The organism is Caballeronia sp. GAWG1-5s-s, from assembly GCF_023631445.1.
Classification (GTDB): domain Bacteria; phylum Pseudomonadota; class Gammaproteobacteria; order Burkholderiales; family Burkholderiaceae; genus Caballeronia.
Genome location: NZ_JALQDC010000023.1, coordinates 214,563 through 234,801 on the forward strand (window position 1 = coordinate 214,563; position 20,239 = coordinate 234,801).

The 20,239-nt window shown below is 60.5% G+C and carries 16 protein-coding genes; 5 read left to right on the forward strand and 11 right to left on the reverse strand.

The features are described from left to right. The 5 genes from NCR34_RS17555 to xylA all read right to left on the reverse strand — a co-directional run bounded on the left by NCR34_RS17555 (position 1) and on the right by xylA (position 6,834). Entirely contained in the window at positions 1-1,383 is a 1,383-nt protein-coding gene (locus NCR34_RS17555) for a 3-deoxy-D-arabino-heptulosonate 7-phosphate synthase (RefSeq protein ID WP_250500694.1), read from the reverse strand. A gap of 88 nt (positions 1,384-1,471) precedes the next feature. Further along, on the reverse strand, positions 1,472-2,674 hold the full coding sequence (locus NCR34_RS17560) for a sugar ABC transporter permease (protein ID WP_250500695.1): 1,203 nt from the start codon (positions 2,672-2,674) through the stop codon (positions 1,472-1,474). After that, positions 2,671-4,242, reverse strand: a complete 1,572-nt coding sequence (gene xylG / locus NCR34_RS17565; protein WP_250500696.1) for a D-xylose ABC transporter ATP-binding protein — start codon at positions 4,240-4,242, stop codon at positions 2,671-2,673. The genes NCR34_RS17560 and xylG overlap by 4 nt, the downstream gene beginning before the upstream one ends. Before the next feature lie 62 nt (positions 4,243-4,304). Then, positions 4,305-5,333, reverse strand: coding sequence for a D-xylose ABC transporter substrate-binding protein (gene xylF, locus NCR34_RS17570; protein ID WP_250500697.1), 1,029 nt, complete (start codon positions 5,331-5,333; stop codon positions 4,305-4,307). Positions 5,334-5,517: 184 nt separating this feature from the next. Further along, complete coding sequence (xylA, locus tag NCR34_RS17575; RefSeq protein WP_250500698.1) at positions 5,518-6,834, reverse strand: xylose isomerase; 1,317 nt, start codon at positions 6,832-6,834, stop codon at positions 5,518-5,520. A 222-nt stretch (positions 6,835-7,056) separates the two neighbouring features. Between xylA and NCR34_RS17580 the strand changes: the two genes are divergently transcribed. Then, a complete protein-coding gene (locus tag NCR34_RS17580; protein ID WP_250500699.1) occupies positions 7,057-8,244 on the forward strand; it encodes a XylR family transcriptional regulator in 1,188 nt (395 codons plus the stop codon). A 21-nt stretch (positions 8,245-8,265) separates the two neighbouring features. Then, positions 8,266-9,360: an aldose epimerase family protein gene (locus NCR34_RS17585; protein WP_250500700.1), complete on the forward strand. Its 1,095-nt coding sequence runs from the start codon at positions 8,266-8,268 to the stop codon at positions 9,358-9,360. 6 nt (positions 9,361-9,366) lie between these two features. Here the strand turns inward: NCR34_RS17585 and NCR34_RS17590 are convergent, their stop codons facing one another. The 4 genes from NCR34_RS17590 to NCR34_RS17605 all read right to left on the reverse strand — a co-directional run bounded on the left by NCR34_RS17590 (position 9,367) and on the right by NCR34_RS17605 (position 13,873). Beyond that, positions 9,367-11,169, reverse strand: coding sequence for an alpha/beta hydrolase (locus NCR34_RS17590; RefSeq protein WP_250500701.1), 1,803 nt, complete (start codon positions 11,167-11,169; stop codon positions 9,367-9,369). 209 nt (positions 11,170-11,378) lie between these two features. Next, positions 11,379-11,828 carry a hypothetical protein gene (locus NCR34_RS17595; RefSeq protein ID WP_250500702.1) on the reverse strand — a complete coding sequence of 150 codons (450 nt, stop codon included), beginning with the start codon at positions 11,826-11,828 and terminating at the stop codon, positions 11,379-11,381. A gap of 728 nt (positions 11,829-12,556) precedes the next feature. Then, positions 12,557-12,886 (reverse strand): DUF4148 domain-containing protein, encoded by a 330-nt coding sequence (locus NCR34_RS17600; protein WP_250500703.1) that lies wholly within the window; start codon positions 12,884-12,886, stop codon positions 12,557-12,559. Positions 12,887-12,979: 93 nt separating this feature from the next. Further along, positions 12,980-13,873, reverse strand: coding sequence for a ketopantoate reductase family protein (locus NCR34_RS17605; protein WP_250500704.1), 894 nt, complete (start codon positions 13,871-13,873; stop codon positions 12,980-12,982). Positions 13,874-14,115: 242 nt separating this feature from the next. On the opposite strand from NCR34_RS17605, the gene NCR34_RS17610 reads away from it, so the two are divergent. Together NCR34_RS17610 and NCR34_RS17615 are read left to right on the forward strand one after the other, a co-directional pair. Continuing rightward, on the forward strand, positions 14,116-15,006 hold the full coding sequence (locus tag NCR34_RS17610; protein ID WP_250500705.1) for a FadR/GntR family transcriptional regulator: 891 nt from the start codon (positions 14,116-14,118) through the stop codon (positions 15,004-15,006). 112 nt (positions 15,007-15,118) lie between these two features. Further along, complete coding sequence (locus tag NCR34_RS17615; protein WP_250500706.1) at positions 15,119-15,592, forward strand: ferritin-like domain-containing protein; 474 nt, start codon at positions 15,119-15,121, stop codon at positions 15,590-15,592. Positions 15,593-15,644: 52 nt separating this feature from the next. Here NCR34_RS17615 and NCR34_RS17620 read toward each other — a convergent pair whose 3' ends face one another. Further along, positions 15,645-16,301 (reverse strand): peroxiredoxin, encoded by a 657-nt coding sequence (locus NCR34_RS17620; protein WP_175941559.1) that lies wholly within the window; start codon positions 16,299-16,301, stop codon positions 15,645-15,647. A 328-nt stretch (positions 16,302-16,629) separates the two neighbouring features. Here NCR34_RS17620 and NCR34_RS17625 point away from each other — a divergent pair, with 328 nt between their 5' ends. Then, positions 16,630-18,138, forward strand: coding sequence for an amino acid permease (locus NCR34_RS17625; protein WP_250500707.1), 1,509 nt, complete (start codon positions 16,630-16,632; stop codon positions 18,136-18,138). Here NCR34_RS17625 and NCR34_RS17630 read toward each other — a convergent pair. Continuing rightward, positions 18,135-20,165, reverse strand: coding sequence for an acyl CoA:acetate/3-ketoacid CoA transferase (locus NCR34_RS17630; protein ID WP_250500708.1), 2,031 nt, complete (start codon positions 20,163-20,165; stop codon positions 18,135-18,137). The two genes, NCR34_RS17625 and NCR34_RS17630, sit on opposite strands and share 4 nt — an antisense overlap. Positions 20,166-20,239: the final 74 nt, after the last annotated feature.

Below are 20,239 nucleotides of genomic sequence, written 5' to 3' on the forward strand. Positions count from 1 at the left end.
TCATTCATTCGGCGAGACCTGATCGATTGCAACCATCAAGTCTTCCGTATGAACCATGAGTTCGCGCACTCGTTGCAGCATCGGGTATTGGTCCAACACGCCGCGCCAGCGAGGCGACTCCAGCAGATCATCCCACACGGGTTCGAGCATTCGGACATCGGCTGGTCGATGATCTTGCAGCATGCAGGCGTAATCGAGGCTGGCTTGCGCCGACAGCAGCTGCATGCGGCTGCCCGCGCCGAGCACGCGCTGCGCCGTGTCGGCAGGCGCATCGCAGCAGTAGAGAACGGTGCGTTGCAAGCCGGCCTCGTCGGTGGTCAGGCGGTGTAGCGACGAACCGCGCAAACGCACGGCGCCCTGCGCAGTTTCGAACGCGTACGAGACGTTTTCCTCGGCGTGCGCAAGGAGTTCGATACCACGAAGCAGCCGGGAAAGATCGGTCGTCGCTGCATCGACAGAGGCCTTCGATTCGACGAGCAGACAGACATCCCATTCCGGCGCTTCATCGGCGTTGTTGGCTCGCCTGAGCAGCACCGCATCCCACTCGCTCTTGGCGCGTTCGGCGCGACCCGGAATGGACGCAGGAACGTGCATGGAGGTCACGACGCGATACGCCGCGCGATCACCCTCTTCGTCTCCAAGACGGTCTGCCATAGCCTGCAACGCGTGACTGGCGCGCCCTTCGGCCGCTGCCCCGCGCTTCTGCGATGCGTTACCTTCCGCGGCGGCTTGCGCGCTGCCGGAACGCGGACCATGCCGGTCCCATAGCGACAGATACGCCTGCACACGCTCATCCCGAAGCAGCGTTTCCAGGCGTTGCAGCCGAAGCAAGGAAGGACTTTCGATCAGCCGCGTCAGGGCATCACGGGAGCGAGATTCCTCGGCGAATTCGGGAATGGTTAGCAGGTGTTGCGCGATATCGGCAAGGCCGGAAAAGTACGGCGATGACGCATAAGCGTGCAATTGCGCCAACGCCTCGCGCTGCGCATCCGACGACGCGCGCTGTTTGCCGGGATGAGCGATGGCGTTGACACTGGCGCGAATGGATCGACGATCCTGCTTCGCGTGCGCCGATAGCGACACGTATTCACGCACTTCCGCCACGCGGTGCCGGAGCAACGTGGCCTTGAAGACCGGGTCGCCGGATTCCTCGTGCAAGGCTTCTTCGATCAGACGTGCGAGCCCTTCGATAAAGGCCTGCTTCATCTCTATGGTCGGCGCTTCGCCTCGAGAAATCGCGCAGCGTGCCTCTTCGATGACGATTGCAAGCGCCGTGGCGGGTGACGGTATCGACGATCCATCGGACAAGGCAGCGAGCGCCGGCAAGCGGTACCGGCGCGCCGCGACGCGCAATGTTTCTCGCAGCAGAAGCGATGCACACATGAGAGGACGAGGGACGAAACGTAGCCTCGTACTTTACCTCGTCGATGCGCGGGCGGCCGCCTGCCGCCCGGCACCTCGCTGCTTGCGCTTATCGACGCGCAGTTCCCGACACGACATCGATCCACACGGCGAGCACGAGGATCGCGCCCTTGACGATCATCTGCCAGTAAGAGTCGACATCCAGCATCGACATGCCGTTGTCGAGGCTCGCCATCACGAGTGCGCCGATGATCGCGCCATACACGGTGCCGGAGCCGCCACGCATCGACGTGCCGCCGATGAAGCATGCAGCGATCGCGTCGAGCTCGCCCATCGATCCCGCAGAAGGCGAGCCAGCCGCGAGACGCGCCGTATTGACGAGTCCGCCGAACGCGCACATCAAGCCCATGAGCGCGAAGATAGCGAGCTTCACGCGGTCGGTGTTGATGCCAGAGAGGCGCGTCGCTTCCAGATTCGAGCCGACCGCATAGATGCGCCGGCCGAAGACCGTTTGCGTCGCAATGTAGGTGAAGACGCCGAGCAGCGCGAGCAGCACGAGCACGGGAACCGGAATGCCACCGTAACGGTTGAGCGTCGCGACGAACGCGAAGAGAATCACGCCCGCCGCGATGATCTTCACGGCGTCCTGCCACGGCGCGACAACCGGCAAGCCATAACGCTGACGGCTGCGTCGCTGGCGCAACGTCAACACTGCGAGCAGAGCGAAGAGCGCGATGGCAAGCGTATCGCCGGCCACGCGCGGCAAGTAGCCTTGCCCGATGAACACCAGTGAATCGGACACCGGCGCAATGGTCGAACCGCCGGTTATACCCAGCAACACGCCGCGATACGCCAGCATGCCGCCCAGCCCCACGATGAACGAGGGCACTCTTCGATACGTGGACCACCAGCCGTTGAAAAGACCAATGGCAACGCCGAGCATCATCACGACCAGCAAGGTGGCGGCAATAGGCCAGTGATACGTGACATCGAGAATCGCGGCCACGCCGCCGAGCAGCCCGAGCAGCGAGCCCACGGACAAATCGATTTCGCCGGAGATGATGACGAATACCATGCCGCACGCAAGCATGCCGGTAATCGACATCTGCCGCAAAAGGTTCGAGAGATTGCGCGGCGTGACGAACGCGCCATTGGTCAGGAACGAGAAGAACAGCCAGATGACGGCGACGGCGAGCAGCAGCGCTAACAGCTTATAACGCGTGAATAACTGCTTCATGCGCTGGCCGGCGGGCTGCGGCGCGCCCTTCTCGTCCTTGCTTGGCTTGGGCGTCGAAATGAGATCGGGAGTCATGCGAGGCTCGCTGAATCGATTGAGTCGGTTTCCTGCCGCGTTGCGATGGCGGCCGAAAGAATGTCTTCCTGCGTGAGGCCGTCGTTAAGAAAATCGCCTCGTAACTGGCCTTCGCCGATGACGAGCACGCGGTCCGAGACACCGAGCACTTCCGGCAATTCCGACGACACCATGATGATGGATACGCCGCGTTGCGCGAGTTCGAACATCAGCTTGTAGATTTCGTACTTCGCGCCTACGTCGACGCCGCGCGTGGGTTCATCGAGAATCAGCACATCGGGATTCGTCAGCAGCATGCGCGTGAGTACGGCCTTCTGCTGATTGCCGCCGGACAGACTCGCGATGGACAACATCGGATGCGCGGCGCGCACGGACAGGCGCTTCATCTCGGTGTGAATGGTGTCGAGTTCCGCTGCGGTATCAATACGTCCGCCTTTAGCGAAACGCTTGAGCACCGCGAGCGTGATGTTATGCCCGACGCCCAGTTGCGGAACGATGCCATGACGCTTGCGATCTTCGGGCACCATGGCGATGCCTGCCGCGATCGCGTCGCCGGGCGTGCGAATGGAAACGGGCTTGCCTTTCACGATGACTTGCGTAACGCTCTCCCCAGCGTATGCGCCGAACACTGCCTGCATGAGTTCGGTGCGCCCCGCGCCGACGAGCCCCGCAACGCCGAGAATCTCGCCTTTTCTCAGCGCGAATGACACGTCGTCCACGCGTTTGCGGTTCGGATTGTTGATATCGAAGCACGTGACGTGACGCGCTTCGAACACGACTTCGCCGATCGGCTGGCGGTCTTCCTTCGCCGGGCGCGGAAAGAGATTCGTGATCTCGCGCCCGACCATCATCGCGATCACGCGGTCGGTGTTCACGTTACGCATCGGATGCGTCGCGACGTGCTTGCCGTCGCGAATGACCGTCACGGTGTCGCATACGGCTTCGACTTCATCGAGCTTGTGCGAGATATACACGCAGGCGACGCCGCGCCGCTTGAGGTCCCGCACGATATCCAGAAGGATTTGCGTTTCCGACGCGGTAAGCGATGAAGAAGGTTCGTCGAGAATGAGCAGTCTCGCCTTCTTGTTGAGCGCCTTCGCGATCTCGATCAATTGCTGGTGGCCGCCGCCGTAATTCATCACCGGCTGCGCCACGTTGATGCCCTGTATGTTCAGCTCGCCTAGCAGTTCGCTTGCGCGCTGATACATCGCCGGGTAATTCATGCGCCCGCCGGGCAGCGTGAACTCGTTACCCAGGAAGATGTTCTCGGCCACCGACAGTTGCGGCACGAGCATGAGTTCCTGGTGAATGATGATGATGCCTGCTTGCTCGGTGTCGCGAATGCCGGCCGCCCGAAGCGGCTTGCCATCCCAGATGATTTCGCCCTGCCACGTTCCATGCGGATAGACGCCCGACAGCACCTTCATGAGCGTCGACTTGCCTGCGCCGTTTTCACCGCAAAGTCCCACGCATTCGCCTTGATTCACGACGAGGTCGATGCCGTCGAGCGCCTTGACGCCGCCGAACGACTTGGCGATGCCGCGCATCTCCAATAGCGCCTGTGCCATGCTTGGTGTCCTGACTGTGCTGAACGAAGCGGGCATCGCCTAAGGCAACGCCCGCAGGACCATTAATTGCCGGCCAGTTGCGCTTGCGAATAGAAGCCGTCCTTGATGACGACATCGACATTGGACTTGGTCAGCAATGTCGGCTGCAGCAGGACCGTGTCGACTTGCTTCTTGCCGTTGTCGTATTTCGCGTTGAACGCGGGCTTGTCGCCCTTGGCGAGATCGACGGCGAGCTTGGCGGCATCGCCTGCAATGAGTTTCAGAGGCTTGTAGACCGTCATGGTCTGCGTGCCGGCCACGAGGCGCTTGACCGCGGCGAGGTCGGCGTCCTGTCCCGACACCGGCACCTTGCCCGCGAGTTTCTGCGCGGCTAGCGCCTGAATGGCGCCGCCCGCCGTGCCGTCGTTCGATGCGACGATCGCATCGATCTTGTTGTTGTTCGCGGTCAATGCATCCTCGGTGATTCGCAGCGCCGTGGATGCGCTCCATTCCGGCACCCACTGCTGCCCCACGATCTTGATATCGCCGCGATCGACAGCGGGCTTCAGCACTTTCATCTGCCCTTCTCGCAGCATCTTCGCGTTGTTGTCGGTGGGGGCGCCGCCGAGCAGGAAGTAATTGCCCTTGGGTTGCGCGTTATAGACGCCTTGCGCCTGCAATTCGCCGACCTTTTCGTTGTCGAACGAGATATACGCATCGACGTCGGCATCGAGCACCAGGCGGTCATACGACACGACCTTGATGCCTGCCTTGTGCGCTTCCGCCACGACATTGCCGAGCGTCTTCGAATTGAACGGCACGATCACGATGACATCGACGCCACGCGAGATGAGGTTCTCGATCTGCGAGATCTGACGCGCTTCGCTTGCGTCGGCGGACTGCACCGACACTTTCGCGCCGAGCTTCGTGGCGGCCGCTACGAAATAGTCGCGATCGCGCGACCAGCGCTCCACACGCAGATCGTCGATGCAAAAGCCGATCTCGGGCTTGTCCTTGCTTGCATGCGCGAGCGGCGCCGCCAGTGAAAAGCCCGCGCACATGGCGGCGCAGACGAGCGAACTCAATACCGAACGGCGAATGGATGATTTCATGTCTCACTCCTGTTTTGGATGGCCGCGGGCGTAGTCGTGCGAGAGCGCCCGGCGTTACATACAGTGCGCCGCGAATACGTGTTCGCAGGCGTCGGTTTGATTGTTTCGACTCGAAGAGTGGCCGCTATTCGCCCGCGCTGCAATTGCGAAATCGACCGCTCGCGCTAACGTTTTTTGGCGTCGTTCAACCGTAGATCGCGCGGTTGACCCAATTCTCCAGGCGCTCCTGCTGGCCGCTCACATGTCGAGGATCGATTCCGCGAGAGATGGCATCGTTCGCCAGTGCGTCGAGTGAATAGCCGCCCGCGAACACCTTGCGCCCGAATTCGGATTCCCAACCGGCATAGCGGTCTGCTTTCAACTCGGCGAGCCGATCGTTCTCGACAAGCCTCGCTGCGCGTTCGAGCGCTATCGCAATGACGTCGATTGCGCCGATGTGGCCATGCAGCAGATCCTCGGCATCGATACTCTGTCGGCGTACCTTCGAATCGAAATTCATGCCGCCTGTCGTGAAGCCGCCGTTGCGCAGAATCTCGTATAGCGCGAGCGTGAGTTCTTCCACGCTATTCGGAAACTGATCCGTATCCCAGCCGTTTTGCGGATCGCCGCGATTTGCGTCGATACTGCCGAAAACGCCGAGCGCGAAGGCCGTCGCAATCTCGTGGTGAAACGAATGGCCGGCAAGCGTTGCATGATTGGCTTCGATGTTCACGCGGTACTCGTCTTGCAGGCCGAATTGCGTGAGAAAGCCATGCACGGTCGCGACGTCGTAATCGTATTGATGCTTGGTGGGCTCTTGCGGCTTCGGCTCGATCAACAGTGCGCCCTTGAAGCCGATCTTGTGCTTGTGTTCCGCGACCATCGCAAGGAAGCGCGCAAGCTGTTCGCGCTCGCGTTTGAGATCCGTGTTCAGAAGGGTCTCGTAGCCCTCGCGGCCGCCCCACAGCACGTAGTTCTCGCCGCCGAGATCGAGCGTGGCTTGCAGCGCCTCGCGCACTTGCGTGGCGGCGAAGGCGAATACGTCCGGGTTCGGGTTCGTGGCGGCGCCGGCTGCATAGCGCGGATTCGAGAACAGGTTCGCCGTGCCCCAGAGCAGCTTCACGCCGCTTGCCTCTTGCTTGCTCGCGAGGTACTCACGCATGCGCTTGAAGTTGTCGACGTATTCGCGAATGCTCGCGCCTTCGGGCGCGACGTCGGTATCGTGGAACGTATAAAACGGCGTGCCGAGTTTCCCGAAGAATTCGAACGCGGCGTCGGCTTTCATGCGCGCCATTTCCATCGCATCGCCCGGCTTGTGCCACGGCCGATCGAACGTGCCGGCGCCGAACACATCCACGCCCGGCCACACGAACGAATGCCAGTAACATACGGCAAGCCGCAAATGATCGGCCATACGCTTGCCGAGGACCATCTTGTCGGCATCGTAATGACGATAAGCGAACGGATTGTCTGAACCCGCGCCCTCGAAACGGGCGCTCGGAAGATGTTCGAGCGAAGGCATCGCGTCTCCTGTTTTCGAATGCGCGCATTCGAGTCGCGCTTTAGAGTGACGCCATGCTGCCAGCCGCGCGCCCGGTGCTTCAATTGCGAAATTCGCCAGCGCGATTAGCGATTCTTGGCAATGGCCCGAGTTGATTGACGCATGCCATTAGAATGAAGCGGCTGCATAGTCGGCAGTCGCGCTTCACATATGGAAAACCCTTAAGTCCGCTAAGAGATTTTCATGAATCGTCCGCATCGCATAGCGTTGCTCTTCAACGCAAACAAGGTGTACGACCGCGAGATCATCACGGGCATCGGCCAATATCTGCTCTCTACGCGGGTCGCCTGGGACCTCTTTCTCGAAGAGGATTTCAGGGCGCGGCTGACCGGTATCGAACGTTTCGACGGCGACGGCATCATCGCGGATTTCGATGACCCCGCCGTCTGCGAAGCACTCGCCGATTGCCCGCTTCCTGTCGTCGCCGTGGGCGGTTCGTATCACGACGCAGCGTGTTACCCCGCATCGTTGCCGTATATCGCCACAGACAACGCCAAGCTCGTATCGCTCGCCTATACGCATCTCATCAGCGCGGGACTGCAGCGCTTTGCGCTGTACAGCCTGCCGGAATCGAGCGAGAACCGCTGGGCTCAGGAGCGCGAACGCGCGTTTCAGGCGCTGGTCGAGGCGGACGGACTCGAAGCGGAGATCCATCGCGGTTTGCCGACGAGCGCCCCGGTATGGAGCCAGGCGAGCGCCGAGCTCACATCGTGGCTGCAAAGTCTGCCGAAGCCCGTCGGCATCATCGCCGTCACCGATGCGCGTGCTCGGCATCTGCTGCAAGCGTGCCTCATTTCGGGCATTGCGGTGCCCGAGGAAGTCGCGATCATCGGTATCGACAACGATCCGCTCACGCGCTCGCTCACGCGCATCGAGCTGTCTTCCGTGATTCAGGGAACAGAGGAAATGGGACGAACGGCCGCGCACTTGCTGCATCAGATGCTCGGTGGGGCGCGCTTTGCAGGGCGGCGAATACTGGTGCCGCCGGTCGGCATCAACGTACTCGAATCCACGCGTCATCAGCCCGTGGCGAGCCCTTACGTGATGCGCGCGCGCCATTACATTCGCCAATACGGATGCCAGGGCATCAAGACCGACCAGGTGGCCGATTACGTCGGTGTATCGCGTTCTTCGCTCGAAGATCACTTCCGGCGCGAACTGGGTTGCACCGTGCATCAGGAAATCCTCAGCCACAAGCTACAGGTGGCCAAGCAATTGCTTGCGAAACAGGACATACCCAGTGCGGAAGTGGCGATACGCTGTGGCTTCACATCGCTGCAATACATGTACGCCGTTTTCAGGCGCGAGCTCGATTGCACGCCGCGTGAATATCAGGAACGGCTTCAGGCCTCGTCTTCGCACACCGCCTGACGCCACGAAGGGTATCGACTTATGAATATCGCCGACACCGAGGGCGCTTCCCGAACGAACGCCGACCGAATCTCCGCCGAGCGCTGGGGCAGCCTGCCAGGCGGCGACAGCGTGCGTCTCTTCACGCTGCGCAACGCGCACGGCATGAGAGTCGCGATCAGCGATCTCGGCGCGACGCTCGTCTCATGGCATGCAGCGGATCGCGCGGGCCGCGTCGCCGACGTTCTGCTCGGACACGACACGCCCGAAGCCTATCTCAAGGGTCGCGCGTATCTGGGCGGCATCATCGGGCGATGGGCCAATCGCATTCGCGACGCCCGCTTCATGCTGGACGGAGTGAGTTATTCGCTGGATCGCAACGAAGGCTCGCAACATCTTCATGGCGGCGCAGCGGGGTTTCATCGGGCGATCTGGAGCGCACGCGAGAGCGACGGCGCACTGGTACTCACTCACGAGTCGCCGGAAGGCGACGCCGGCTTTCCGGGCAACGTCATAACGACCGTGCGCTATGCGCTCGACGACGACGGCACGCTCACGATCCAATACGATGCTGTCGCGGACGCACCCACGCCCATCAATCTGACGAATCATGCGTATTTCAACTTGTCCGGCGACGGTGCGCCTGGCGCATGCGATATACGCGGCCATGTCATTGCGATAGACGCCGATAGCTTCTTCGACATAGACGACGCGATGATTCCCGTCGCTCGCGCAAGCGTGGTCGGCAATGCGTTCGACTTTCGCGCGGGTGCGCCGATCGGCGCGCGACTGGACTGGCCCGATGCTCGTCTTTCACGCGCCGGCGGCTTCGACCATTGCTATATCCTGCCGGATACGAACGATGGCGGCGTGCGCAAGGTCGCGGTGCTGTACGACCCCGCGAGCGGCCGAGAGCTGACCGTATCGACGGACGCGCCCGGCTTGCAGTTCTATACCGGCAACTTTCTGCAAGGCGTGCCCGGCCGCGACGGCAAGCCGTATCGCATTCATGCGGGGCTGTGCCTCGAAGCCGGTGCGTTTCCGAACCAGATCAATATGGCGGATGCGTCGCGCGTGGTGCTGAGGCCCGGAGAGCGGTACAGTCAGACCACGCGCTATCGCGTCGGCGTGCGATAGATTCGCTCAGGAGACAGCGGGCGCGCGCACGCCCAATGTCCCCTCTCGTACCGGCGCGTTCGTTTCCTTGATGACGCTTTCGCACAGCGCGATGACTTGCGCCGCGCTCGCCGGATTGAATAGCGAATGGTCGATGTCCGGAAACGTCATCACGCGGACATTCGGGTATCGCGACAAGCGCACGCCCAGCTTGCCGCAATGCGCGGCCAGCAGATCGAGCCCCGCGTCATAGCTGCCATAGACGAGCAAGGTCTTGACGCCCTTGGCATCGAGCACGCGAGCGATCGCTTGGGGCGTCGTCGCTTGCTCGACAGATGCAACCGTGGAACTGTCGAGGCGGAACATGTCCGCGATGCGCGAACGTATGCGCGTCCCGGCATAACCCGCAATGAAGCCGAGCACGCGCAGCAGGTTTTTATCGCCGCGCAGTATCGCTTTCCATTTCTGCAACTCGAACATCGAGGCTGCGTAGCCCGCCATCGAATTGCGTGTCGATTGACGCATCTCGTCCGCCGACTTGTCCTCTGGCTGTTTGAACGTCGGAATGTTCACGGCGATCACGCCTGTAATGGCGGGCTCGGACGCGGCCGCTTTGAGTGCGTGATAGGCGCCGGAACATATGCCGAACGAGTAGATCGACGCGTAGCCGCGTTGCGAGAGCCATCGCGCGGCCGCCGCGGTATCGCGTGTCGCGACCGGATGATAGATCCGGCTATAGGGCGTATCGGTCTGACCCACGCCGGGTGCAGCGGGACTATCGCCGCGACCACGCGCATCGAAACGCAACGAAGCGATGCCACGTCTTGCGAGATCGCGCGCAATGCGCACGGAGAGCCGACTATCGCCTACTCGCGAACTCGCCGATGTATTGGCAAGCAGGAATGCGGAGCCACGCGACGCTGGACGGCGCGGTTCGCACATGATGCCGACGAGCCCGTCCTCGCCTATTCTCACGGGTCGCTCAATGGCTTCGGGCGTTTCGATGCTTAAGTCTTCGGGCCATTCAGATGTCATCGATGGTTCGTTGCAACGCTCATGCGATCCGTCGGCAAGCCACTGCACCGCCTGCGCGAACGCTGCATGCGGCATCACCATGAAGGCCGATTCCTGAATGAATCCGGTGAGGTCGTCGAAGGTCTGAACTTGTACATCGACGTCGAGCGAAGCCAGCGCATCGCGTAGCGCGTCTTTCGAACCGGCACGTCCGTGCATCAACAGGACGCGGGGCGCGGGTGCAATGCCGGATTGTTTGACGCTGGCTGCCAGATCGACGGCTTCCAGATCACGCCTGAAGTCTTCGCCATAGCTTTGACCGAGAACGTTCAGCGGACCGTCCTGTGGCTGTACTTCGCGCAACGGCGCAGCGAGCTTTTCGAGCCACGTCTTGCGCGTCACACTGAGTTCGCGCATGTACGTGCGTCCACTCACAACGGGCGCGAGGAGCACGAGCTCGTCCACGGGGTGGCGCAGTGCCGCATGCAACGCGAACGCAGCGCCCACCCGGAAGCCACAAAGCGCCACATGTTCGACGCCCGTCTGCTCTCTCAGGAAATCGACGGCGGCGCCGATGTCATCGACTGCCGACTGGAACTGACCCGGCGCGGCATCGTCGCCGATGGAATCACCAGTGCCGATGTAGTCGAAACGCAAGACCCAAAGGCCTTGGGCTGCGAGCAACTCCGCAAGCAGACGCAAGCCGCTATAGGTCCAGACATACTCATGGCCATAGGTATTGCAAAGCACGACGCCCCGCTTACCCGTTCCTGCATGCAGCCACCCCAATCGCCCACCGAATACGACCGGTCTCATTGTTCTGTCCTCGCTCTGGCGACGTACACGAATCCCAAGGGATGCCCCCGCTCCCTTTGCTCGCCTTTTGCCGCGGGATTCGTCGTGCGAGATCCGCAGCGTCGGTGTGCTGGTTGTCGCGATTATATTGAGCAAGTCGACTTAGCAATGTCGGCTTCCGACATTTCGTTTGAATAAGCTAGTGATTGGCGGCTATGGCAGCGCCTGAGTCATTGTGATGTGGTAGACGAAGGCACCGCCCATATGCTCTCTCCGCTCCAGGCGGCCATCGCGGGATTCACGGCATCTTGTGCAGCAAGGCGCGCATGTGCGTAGACACGGTCGCGCTCTCGGGCGACAAGGGCCTTCTTCGAGGCCACTGTTTGACGATGGAATCTCGGGTCGCCCATCATTGCGACGTATTCGCCGCGGCGGTAGCGCAAGTAGCGCTGAAAGAACTCGGCCCCGGGCAAGCCGCTGTCGAGCGCCAGAAGCACGCCATAGTCGATATCCTCGACGTCGCCCAGCGTCCTGACGGCGGACTCTAAAGCGGCGTATCGCTGTGTAAGCGGCACGCTCTTGTCGCACAAGGCATGGAAACGCTGATAAGTCAGTAATTGCCGATGTAATGCACAGCGTCTTAATGCCTTTGCCAGTTTCAGACTCAGTTCGGTTTCCACTTTCCCTCCCGCCATATCACGGATTGCAGGCGCGCGACTGCACACCATCCGCGAAAGCCGATGGCGGCTGAAACTGGCCTGCTTCAACTGTCAAAGCAAAGAGAAATGCCGATACTCACAGTCATGTTCAACATGACTGGCACGGCCAATTAGCGTCGATTCGCTCGATGCGAAGATTGGAACGCAGTCAAAGAGTGAGAGATTCCGTTAGCATTGCGTCAACGTTCGGCAAGCGATTGTCAGGACGCGACAATCATTAACGATGAATGCTGTCCCACCGGGCGATGGCCGTTGTTGGTTGAGCTCGATGGTGTTTACATGCTAGCAAACATATCGCGCCTAACCAAGAACAGAATGCTGTTTTTGCAGCCTCGTATTTTTCATCAAACTGTCAACCGGTAGTTTTTCCTTCTGGTGCGTCCGCATGAGTCATTGGCCCAGAGCCGATAAGCGAACTCATACGTAGTCGCTGAAGATTATCTTTATTATCCAAGCTGACTAAGCACCGCTCATTGAACAAACGTTGCCGGAAAACGTATCAATTGCACAGTATTGACACGGGCGATCTCAATGGCCGTTTAATGCGTAGTGAATTGAAATAGTCATAGACAGGTGCAATCAGGCTTAAGGGCCCGAGCGTCACCAATAAGCATGAAGGGCTGCTGCGAAGGCGTCCATTCAACCCCCTCGCAGCAGCCCGCCGTCAATGATGTGCTTCTCGCCGGAAATCAGTGCCCGAAGTAGACCGGCTTGTTTGCATCGTTCATCGGTCGCAATGCGCGCATGCCCGCTGCGGATGTCCCGCTGTCGACGCCACCATATGCGCTCGTTGCGCCCTGCGTTGCACCATTCTGGCCCGAGACGCGGCTTTCTGCCTTCTGCACGTCGCTCGGGTAGGTCGTGCGATCCGACTGTCCCGGGTTATAGCCTGCGGCCTCTACCTGCCGCAGATCCTGCTGCACCTGACCGCGATCCACAGCGGAGCCGGTTTGCGCGAAGCAAAGCGCCGGGGCAGCGAGCACAGCGGCAGCAGCGACTGCTTTAACGATCGACTTCATGACAGATCCTCCAGTTGTTAGACGGCGCGACAGCATTTCTGCGCCTGCTCCCAACATTTAGCATCGGTCGTTCCTGCGCTGCCCGCCGCGTTCTCATTCCGCCTTGGCTTCGACCAGCTTGACCAGCACGTGCAGCATGCGGTTAGCGGGCGTGGGCACGCCCAGCGCTTCACCGCGACGAACGATCAAACCGTTGAGGTGATCGATCTCGCTGTGCTTGCCGCGCGCGAGATCCTGGGCCGTAGACGAATATTGGTTCGGCATGGTCTCCGCGATGCGGCGCACGGCGGCATCCACATCGCCGGGGAGCTTCACGCCATCGGCCTTGGCGACGGCAACACACTCGTCGATGACATCGCGCATCGCGCGTGCGACGCCCTCGCCCTGAACCAGTCGTCCATAAGGCACCTGTGCAATGGCCGAAAGCGCGTTGTACGCACAGTTGAGAACGAGCTTCGCCCATAACGCGCCGCGCACGTTGTCCGATATCTCGGTAGGCACGCTCGCGGCGGCGAACATATGCGCGACGTCTTCGCTCATGCTCGAAGGTTCGATGACCAGTTCGCCACGCCCATGGTGTCGAATATGCCCCGGACCGGCCATTTCCGCAGCGACATAGACTACGGCCGCCGCGACTTCTTGCGGCAGCGACTGGCGCAAACGCTCGGCATTTTCCACGCCGTTTTGCAGTGACAAGACCAGCGCGCGGGGATCGAGATAAGGCGCAAGTGCCTGTGCGGCGCCGTCCGTATCCGTCGACTTGACGCAGAACAGCACCAACTGCGCGCCCTCTGCCGCGCTCGCGTCTGTGCTGGCCGCAACGCGGACGCGCTCATCGAAAGTCTGCGTGTCGAGTCTCAAGCCTTCGCGCTGGATTGCTTCGACGTGCTGGGGCCGTGCAATCAGCGCAACCTCATGTCCTGCGCGAGCGAGCATGCCGCCGTAATAACAGCCCACTGCGCCCGCACCCATGACAGCAATCTTCATGTTTCCTTTCTCCTGGTCACTGCATCACGCGAAGTCCGTTCGCTTTGCAACGGGAAAATATCACAACACCGCTCAAGGCTTCCGGCGCGGGCTTGGACCCGCAAACGCTTGCGCTTTGTATGCCGGCGCAACTTTGTGGGACGACGCACGATAGTCAGTCGAATTCCCAATGAACCATATTGTTAAAGCATGCCGAGGGACGATACGCTTGCTGCAGCGGATAGACGGCGAGTTTCCAGACCATGACCGACCGCTATGGGGTATGTGCTGCACGCCTTCCCGGCCGAAGGTGCCGGGAAGGCAGGCAATGTAGGGAGACCAATATACGGCGCGCCGAGGCGCCGCATGGCAGGAAAAGCGGTAGCGGCCCGGCAACGGGCGACGCGCAGCCGGAGCGTGGGGTGTTTTCACGAGAACAAAAAATGAACCATGGATATGAAGCATCGCTCGTCAAGCGCGTGGTGAACCAACTCGTCGCGGGCATTATCAACGGAGAATACAAGGACAACATTCTGCCGCCTCAAATCCTTCTTTCGCAGAAGCATGGTGTCTCCCGCACCATCATGCGCGAGGCATTGAGCGTTCTCATCTCGCGGCGCATGCTGGACGTGCGGCCGAAGACAGGCACCCGCATTCGGCCTGCGCACGAGTGGCTCATCATCGATTCTGAAGTGGCCGAGTGGCGCTTGCGTGCCCTGCCCGATCCAGACTGTCTGCGACGTCTCGTCGAGTTTCGGTCGCTCGTCGATCCACCGGCGGCCGCGCTTGCGGCGGCGCGTGCGAACAGGCATCAGCGCATCGGGATCAATGCCGCGTTTCAGCGGCTCGTGCATGCGAGTCCCGAAGAGACTTCCCATGCGGCCACGGAAGAAGCGTTGTTGACCGCTATTCTCGATGCGAGCGGCGACGAGATTCTGCGCCAGATGGGTAGCGTGGTGCGTGTGGCCATGAGGACCATCAAAGCCACGTTGCGCAATCACTCTCAGGGGCTCTCGCGCATGCCCGAGTCGGAGATCAGCGATTACGGCAAAGTGGTCCGCGCCATCGACGCGGGCGATGCAGACAGCGCGCGGTCAATCATGTCGCACATGCTCGAGCGTACTGCGTCGATGTGGATCGAAGAAGCCGTGTAATCGCCTCTGCCTTTTCCAATGCGAGTGCAGGAATCAATGACTACAATGGATCGATGATTCGGTCAATGATTCGGTGTGCCAGCCGCTCGGCATTGAGAACTCGGAGGCAGAGATGGCAGAACTCGACAAGGAAGAGATCGTCGTCGTATTGAACCGGATTCTCGAATCCGAGCTCGCCGGCGTCGTGCGTTACACGCACTATTCGTTTCTCGTCTTCGGGTTCGGGCGCATACCGATCGTTTCATGGCTGCGCGCGCAGGCGGATGAATCGTTGACGCACGCGCATCAGGCGGGCGAATGGATCACCACGCTCGGTGCGTATCCATCGCTGGAAATCGGCCCGCTCCTGGACAATCACACGTTCGATATCGCAACCATTCTTCGCGAGTCGCTGCAAGCAGAAAAAGTCGCGCTGGACCTTTATCGCGATCTCCTGAGACTCGTGGAAGACCGCTCGGTCGCGCTCGAAGAATATGCGCGGCAGATGATTCAGACCGAAGAACTGCACGCGGGTGAAGTGGACAAGATGCTGCGCCGTCCGGGAGAAGTCGACACGTCCCCGGAAAGACGCACGGGGCACGTCTGAGAACATGCGCTGCGCGGGACACCGCACAGCGCACGGAAGGTCCGGCAGCCGCTTACTTCGGCTGCGCGACCGTACGCAGATAAGGCTTGAGCGTCTTGAAGCCTTCCGGATACTTTTTCTTGGCGTCTTCGTCGGAAACCGAGGTCGGGATGATGACGTCATCGCCCGGCTTCCAGTTCACCGGCGTAGCGACGGTGTGCTTGGCGTTCAGTTGCAGCGCGTCCAGCAACCTGAGCACTTCGTCGAAGTTGCGGCCCGCACTCATCGGATACGTGAAGGTCGCTTTCATCTTCTTGTCCGGACCGATGATGAACACGGCTCGAATGGTGGCGTTGTCGACGGCCGTGCGCGGACCGCCGCCGCTCGCATTCGGATGAATCATGTCGTAGAGCTTGGCGACGGTCAGGTCCGCATCGCCGATCATCGGGTAATTGACGGCCGTGCCCTGCGTTTCCTCGATGTCTTTCGCCCACTTGGCATGATTGTCGACCGGATCGATCGACAAGCCGATGATCTTGGTGTTGCGCTTGTCGAACTCGGGTTTCAGCTTCGCCATATAGCCGAGCTCGGTGGTGCAGACGGGCGTGAAGTCCTTCGGATGCGAGAAGAGGATCGCCCAACTGTCGCCGATCCACTCGTGAAAGCGAATCGGGCCTTCGGTGGTTTCTGCGGTGAAATCGGGGGCTTCATCGCCAATGCGGATGGACATATTTGATCTCCACGTCAAGGAATAATCAGAGAGCGTTGCGCCTTCGTGCAACAGGTCCCGTTGGTCAAAGCGAAACCGACAAGCCGATTATAGTGCCGCTCCGCGCGAGAGCGGACCACCGCCACGAATCACCCCGCTGAGCATGCGGTCTTCGGCACAGGGAATGCTTAAGCGACCGAGCGTTTCTTGACCTATGCGCTCGGGCATGCGCGGCTTCGTTCTCGTATTCCTCGGCAAAATCTGCTATTACGAAACTGCAACCCAGGCCGGCGTCGACTCGTCGCCCTGCAACTGTCCTGCCAAGGGACCGGAGGTGATCGTGGCCGTCATGCAGAGAAAGACCGTCGCTGCACTGCAAAAAGAAGCATCGGAAACGGAAGAGATTTTGCAGGAGCAAGGCGGCCACGCGTTGAAACGTTCGCTTACCGCGCTCGATGTGACCATGCTCGGCATCGGCTGCATCATCGGTGCGGGCATTTTCGTGCTGACCGGACACGCCGCGGCTTCAAATGCAGGCCCTGCCATCGTCATATCGTTCGTGCTGGGCGCAATCGTATGCGCGCTTGCCGGCCTTTGTTATGCGGAAATGGCTTCGACCGTACCGGTCTCAGGAAGCGCTTATACGTACGCTTATGCGACGATGGGCGAACTGATCGCATGGCTTATCGGCTGGGACTTGATACTGGAATATGCAGTCGGCGCGACGACCGTGGCGATCGGCTGGTCGGGCTATGTCGTCAGCTTTCTGCATTCACTGCATATCGATATTCCTGCGCAGCTTTCGCAAGCGCCCTTCGCCTATGACCCCGCCAAGGGATGGAGTCACGCGGGCGCTATCCTCAACGTACCGGCCATGGTCATCGTGGGGCTCATCACCATCCTGCTGGTGATAGGCATTCGCGAATCGGCGCGGGTCAACAGCTTCATCGTCGTTATCAAAGTGCTCATCGTGCTTGCGTTCATCGCGGCAGGCATTGCGTATGTCGATACGGGTCATTGGGTCACCGCAAAGAATCCCACGGGCGCATTCATTCCGCCCAATACCGGTGAATCCGGCGTGTACGGCATGAGCGGCGTTCTGCGAGGAGCAGCGGTCGTCTTCTTCGCTTATATCGGCTTCGATTCGGTGTCGTGCGTGGCGCAGGAGACGCGCAATCCACGCCGCGACATGCCGATCGGCCTGCTCGGCTCGCTCACCATCTGCACGATTCTGTATGTCCTCGTCTCGTACGTGCTGACGGGCATCGTGTCGTACGACAAGCTCAACGTATCCGACCCGATCGCAGTCGGCGTGGATGCCATCGGCATGCGCTGGCTCTCGCCCATCGTGAAGCTGGGCGCGATCTTCGGCCTGACTTCGGTCATTCTCGTCTTGCTGCTGAGCCAGCCGCGTATTTTCTATTCGATGGCGCGCGACGGCTTGTTGCCGCCCTTCGCCTCGAAGATTCATGCGCGCTTCCATACGCCGTACATCACGACGATCATTACCGGCCTGATCGTCATGGTCCTCGCAGGGCTGCTTCCGATCGGTCTCGTAGGCGAACTCGTCAGCATCGGCACGCTGTTCGCATTCGCCGTGGTCTGCGTCGGCGTGCTGGTGTTGCGCATCAAGCAACCCGAGCTGAAGCGGGCCTTCAAAACGCCCGCCGTGTTCATCGTGGCTCCGTTAGGGGCAATCTCGTCGGTGTTCCTCATGTCCGGCTTGCCTGCCGATACCTGGATACGGCTCATCATATGGATGGCGATCGGCATCGTCATTTACTTCACATACGGCATACGGCATAGCCGCTTGCGCGTGGACAAGCAAACGCCTCCGGCTCAAACAGCAAGAAGCTAAGGTTGACGAGGCCGCCGGGTGCCATGTTCGCGCGCTTCTTGCGGGCTTTCGTAGATATACGGCGCGACGCCCCGGCGTTTCAGCGCATCGCCGAGTTTCATGCGTAGGAAGCTGCTCGTCGTATAGCGCGTTACGCCGCCATAGAACTGACTGACTAGCCGCGTGACCATCTCCGAATAAGCGTCGAGCATGCTCGGGCGAATGGAGAAGTTATCGTAATTGACGATAGCGTGCGGCTTGACGCTCACGCCCGCGAGTTGCTTCTCGACTTCGAGGCGAATTGCTTCGACGTCGTGCAGGCTCGCCACCTCAAAGCCTTCGAAGTTGATGAAGAAAAGGTTCTTGTCTGCGTCGTAGCTGAATCGCTCCGAAAGATCGAGGCCTAGAAGTATCTTGCGCAGACCCATCGGCTCGTCAGTGAAAATGCGCGGATTCATCAGGCTCGGAGGCGACTGAATCACGGGGCGAAAGTCCATCTGAGCCACGATATCGCGCTCGACGTCTATGCCGGGCGCCACTTCCTTCAGCGCCAATCCCTCGCTAGTCAGTTCGAACACACAGCGTTCGGTAATGTAAATCACCGTCTGACCGCGCTCCACGGCATAGGGCCCGCTGAACGTGCGATGCTCGACGGCATCCACGAATTTGCGGCAATTTCCGTCTCGGCGGATGATGAGCTTGCCGTCTTCGATAACGATATCGAGCTTGCCCGCATTGAACGTTCCGACGAAAACCACCTTCTTGGCCGACTGACTAATGTTGATGAACCCGCCCGCGCCGGCGAGCTTCGGTCCGAACTTACTCACATTGAGATTGCCTTCGCGGTCTGCTTGCGCAAGCCCGAGGAAGGCGATATCCAGCCCGCCGCCATCGTAGAAGTCGAACTGGTAAGGCTGGTCGATGATCGCCTGTGTATTCGTCGCCGCGCCGAAATTCAGGCCGCCAGCCGGGATGCCGCCTATCACGCCCGGTTCGGTGGTCATCGTAAAGAGGTCGATCACCTGCTCTTCGTTGGCCACACTTGCAATGCCTTCCGGCATGCCGATGCCGAGATTGACCACGCTATTGGCCATCAGTTCGAACGCGGCGCGACGCGCGATCACCTTGCGTTCGTTGAGTGGCATGGGCGGCAGCGAACCCGCGGCGACTCGCAACTCGCTGGAAAACGCAGCGCTGTATTGCTCGCCGAAGGTCTGCCAGTGATTCTCCGGGCGCGCGACAACGACGCAATCCACCATGACGCCCGGCACTTTCACTTGCCGCGCGTTGAGCGTGTTCGACTCGGCGAGCCGTTCCACTTGCGCGATAACGATGCCGCCTGAGTTGCGCGCGGCCATTGCAATGGAGAGTGCTTCCAGTGTCAGCGCTTCCTTCTCCATCGTGATGTTGCCGTTCAGATCGGCCGTCGTCCCGCGTACGATTGCGACGTCGATGGGAAAGGCTTTGTAATACAGATAATCGGTGCCGTCTATCTGCATGAGACGCACGATATCCTCGGTCGTGCGGGCATTGAGTTTTCCTCCGCCATTGCGCGGATCGACGAAGGTGCCGAGACCGACAGTCGATAGCTGGCCGGGACGATGCGCCGCGATATCGCGAAACAGCTGCGAAATCACGCCTTGCGGCAAGTTATACGCTTCGATGCGATTCTCGATGGCGAGCTTCTGTAAGCCGGGAACGAGTCCCCAGTGGCCGCCGATGACGCGCTTGACGAGCCCTTCATGCGCGAAATGATTGAGGCCTTTCGCACGCCCATCGCCCTGGCCGGCGGCATAGACGATGGTGAGATCCGCGATCGGCTCGTCTGCTTCAGCGTCGCCTGCTGTCTTGCCTTCGAGAAAGCGCGCCTCGAGCGCCATCGCCACTTCTTCCGCGAAGCCGACGCCCACGAAGCCGCTGGTTGCGATCGTGTCGCCCGACCGGATGAGGCGCACGGCCTCGCGCGCCGATACGATCTTGCCGCGCTCGACAAGCCGTGCCGATGACGAAAAGGCGTGGTGACGAGGCGGGGCGCTGCTGTTATTCATGGCGTCTCCTTGTCCGTTTCGGGCAAGGTAACACCAAATGAGCGCAGCGCGAAATGCGCGTCGTCCAGAAGTGC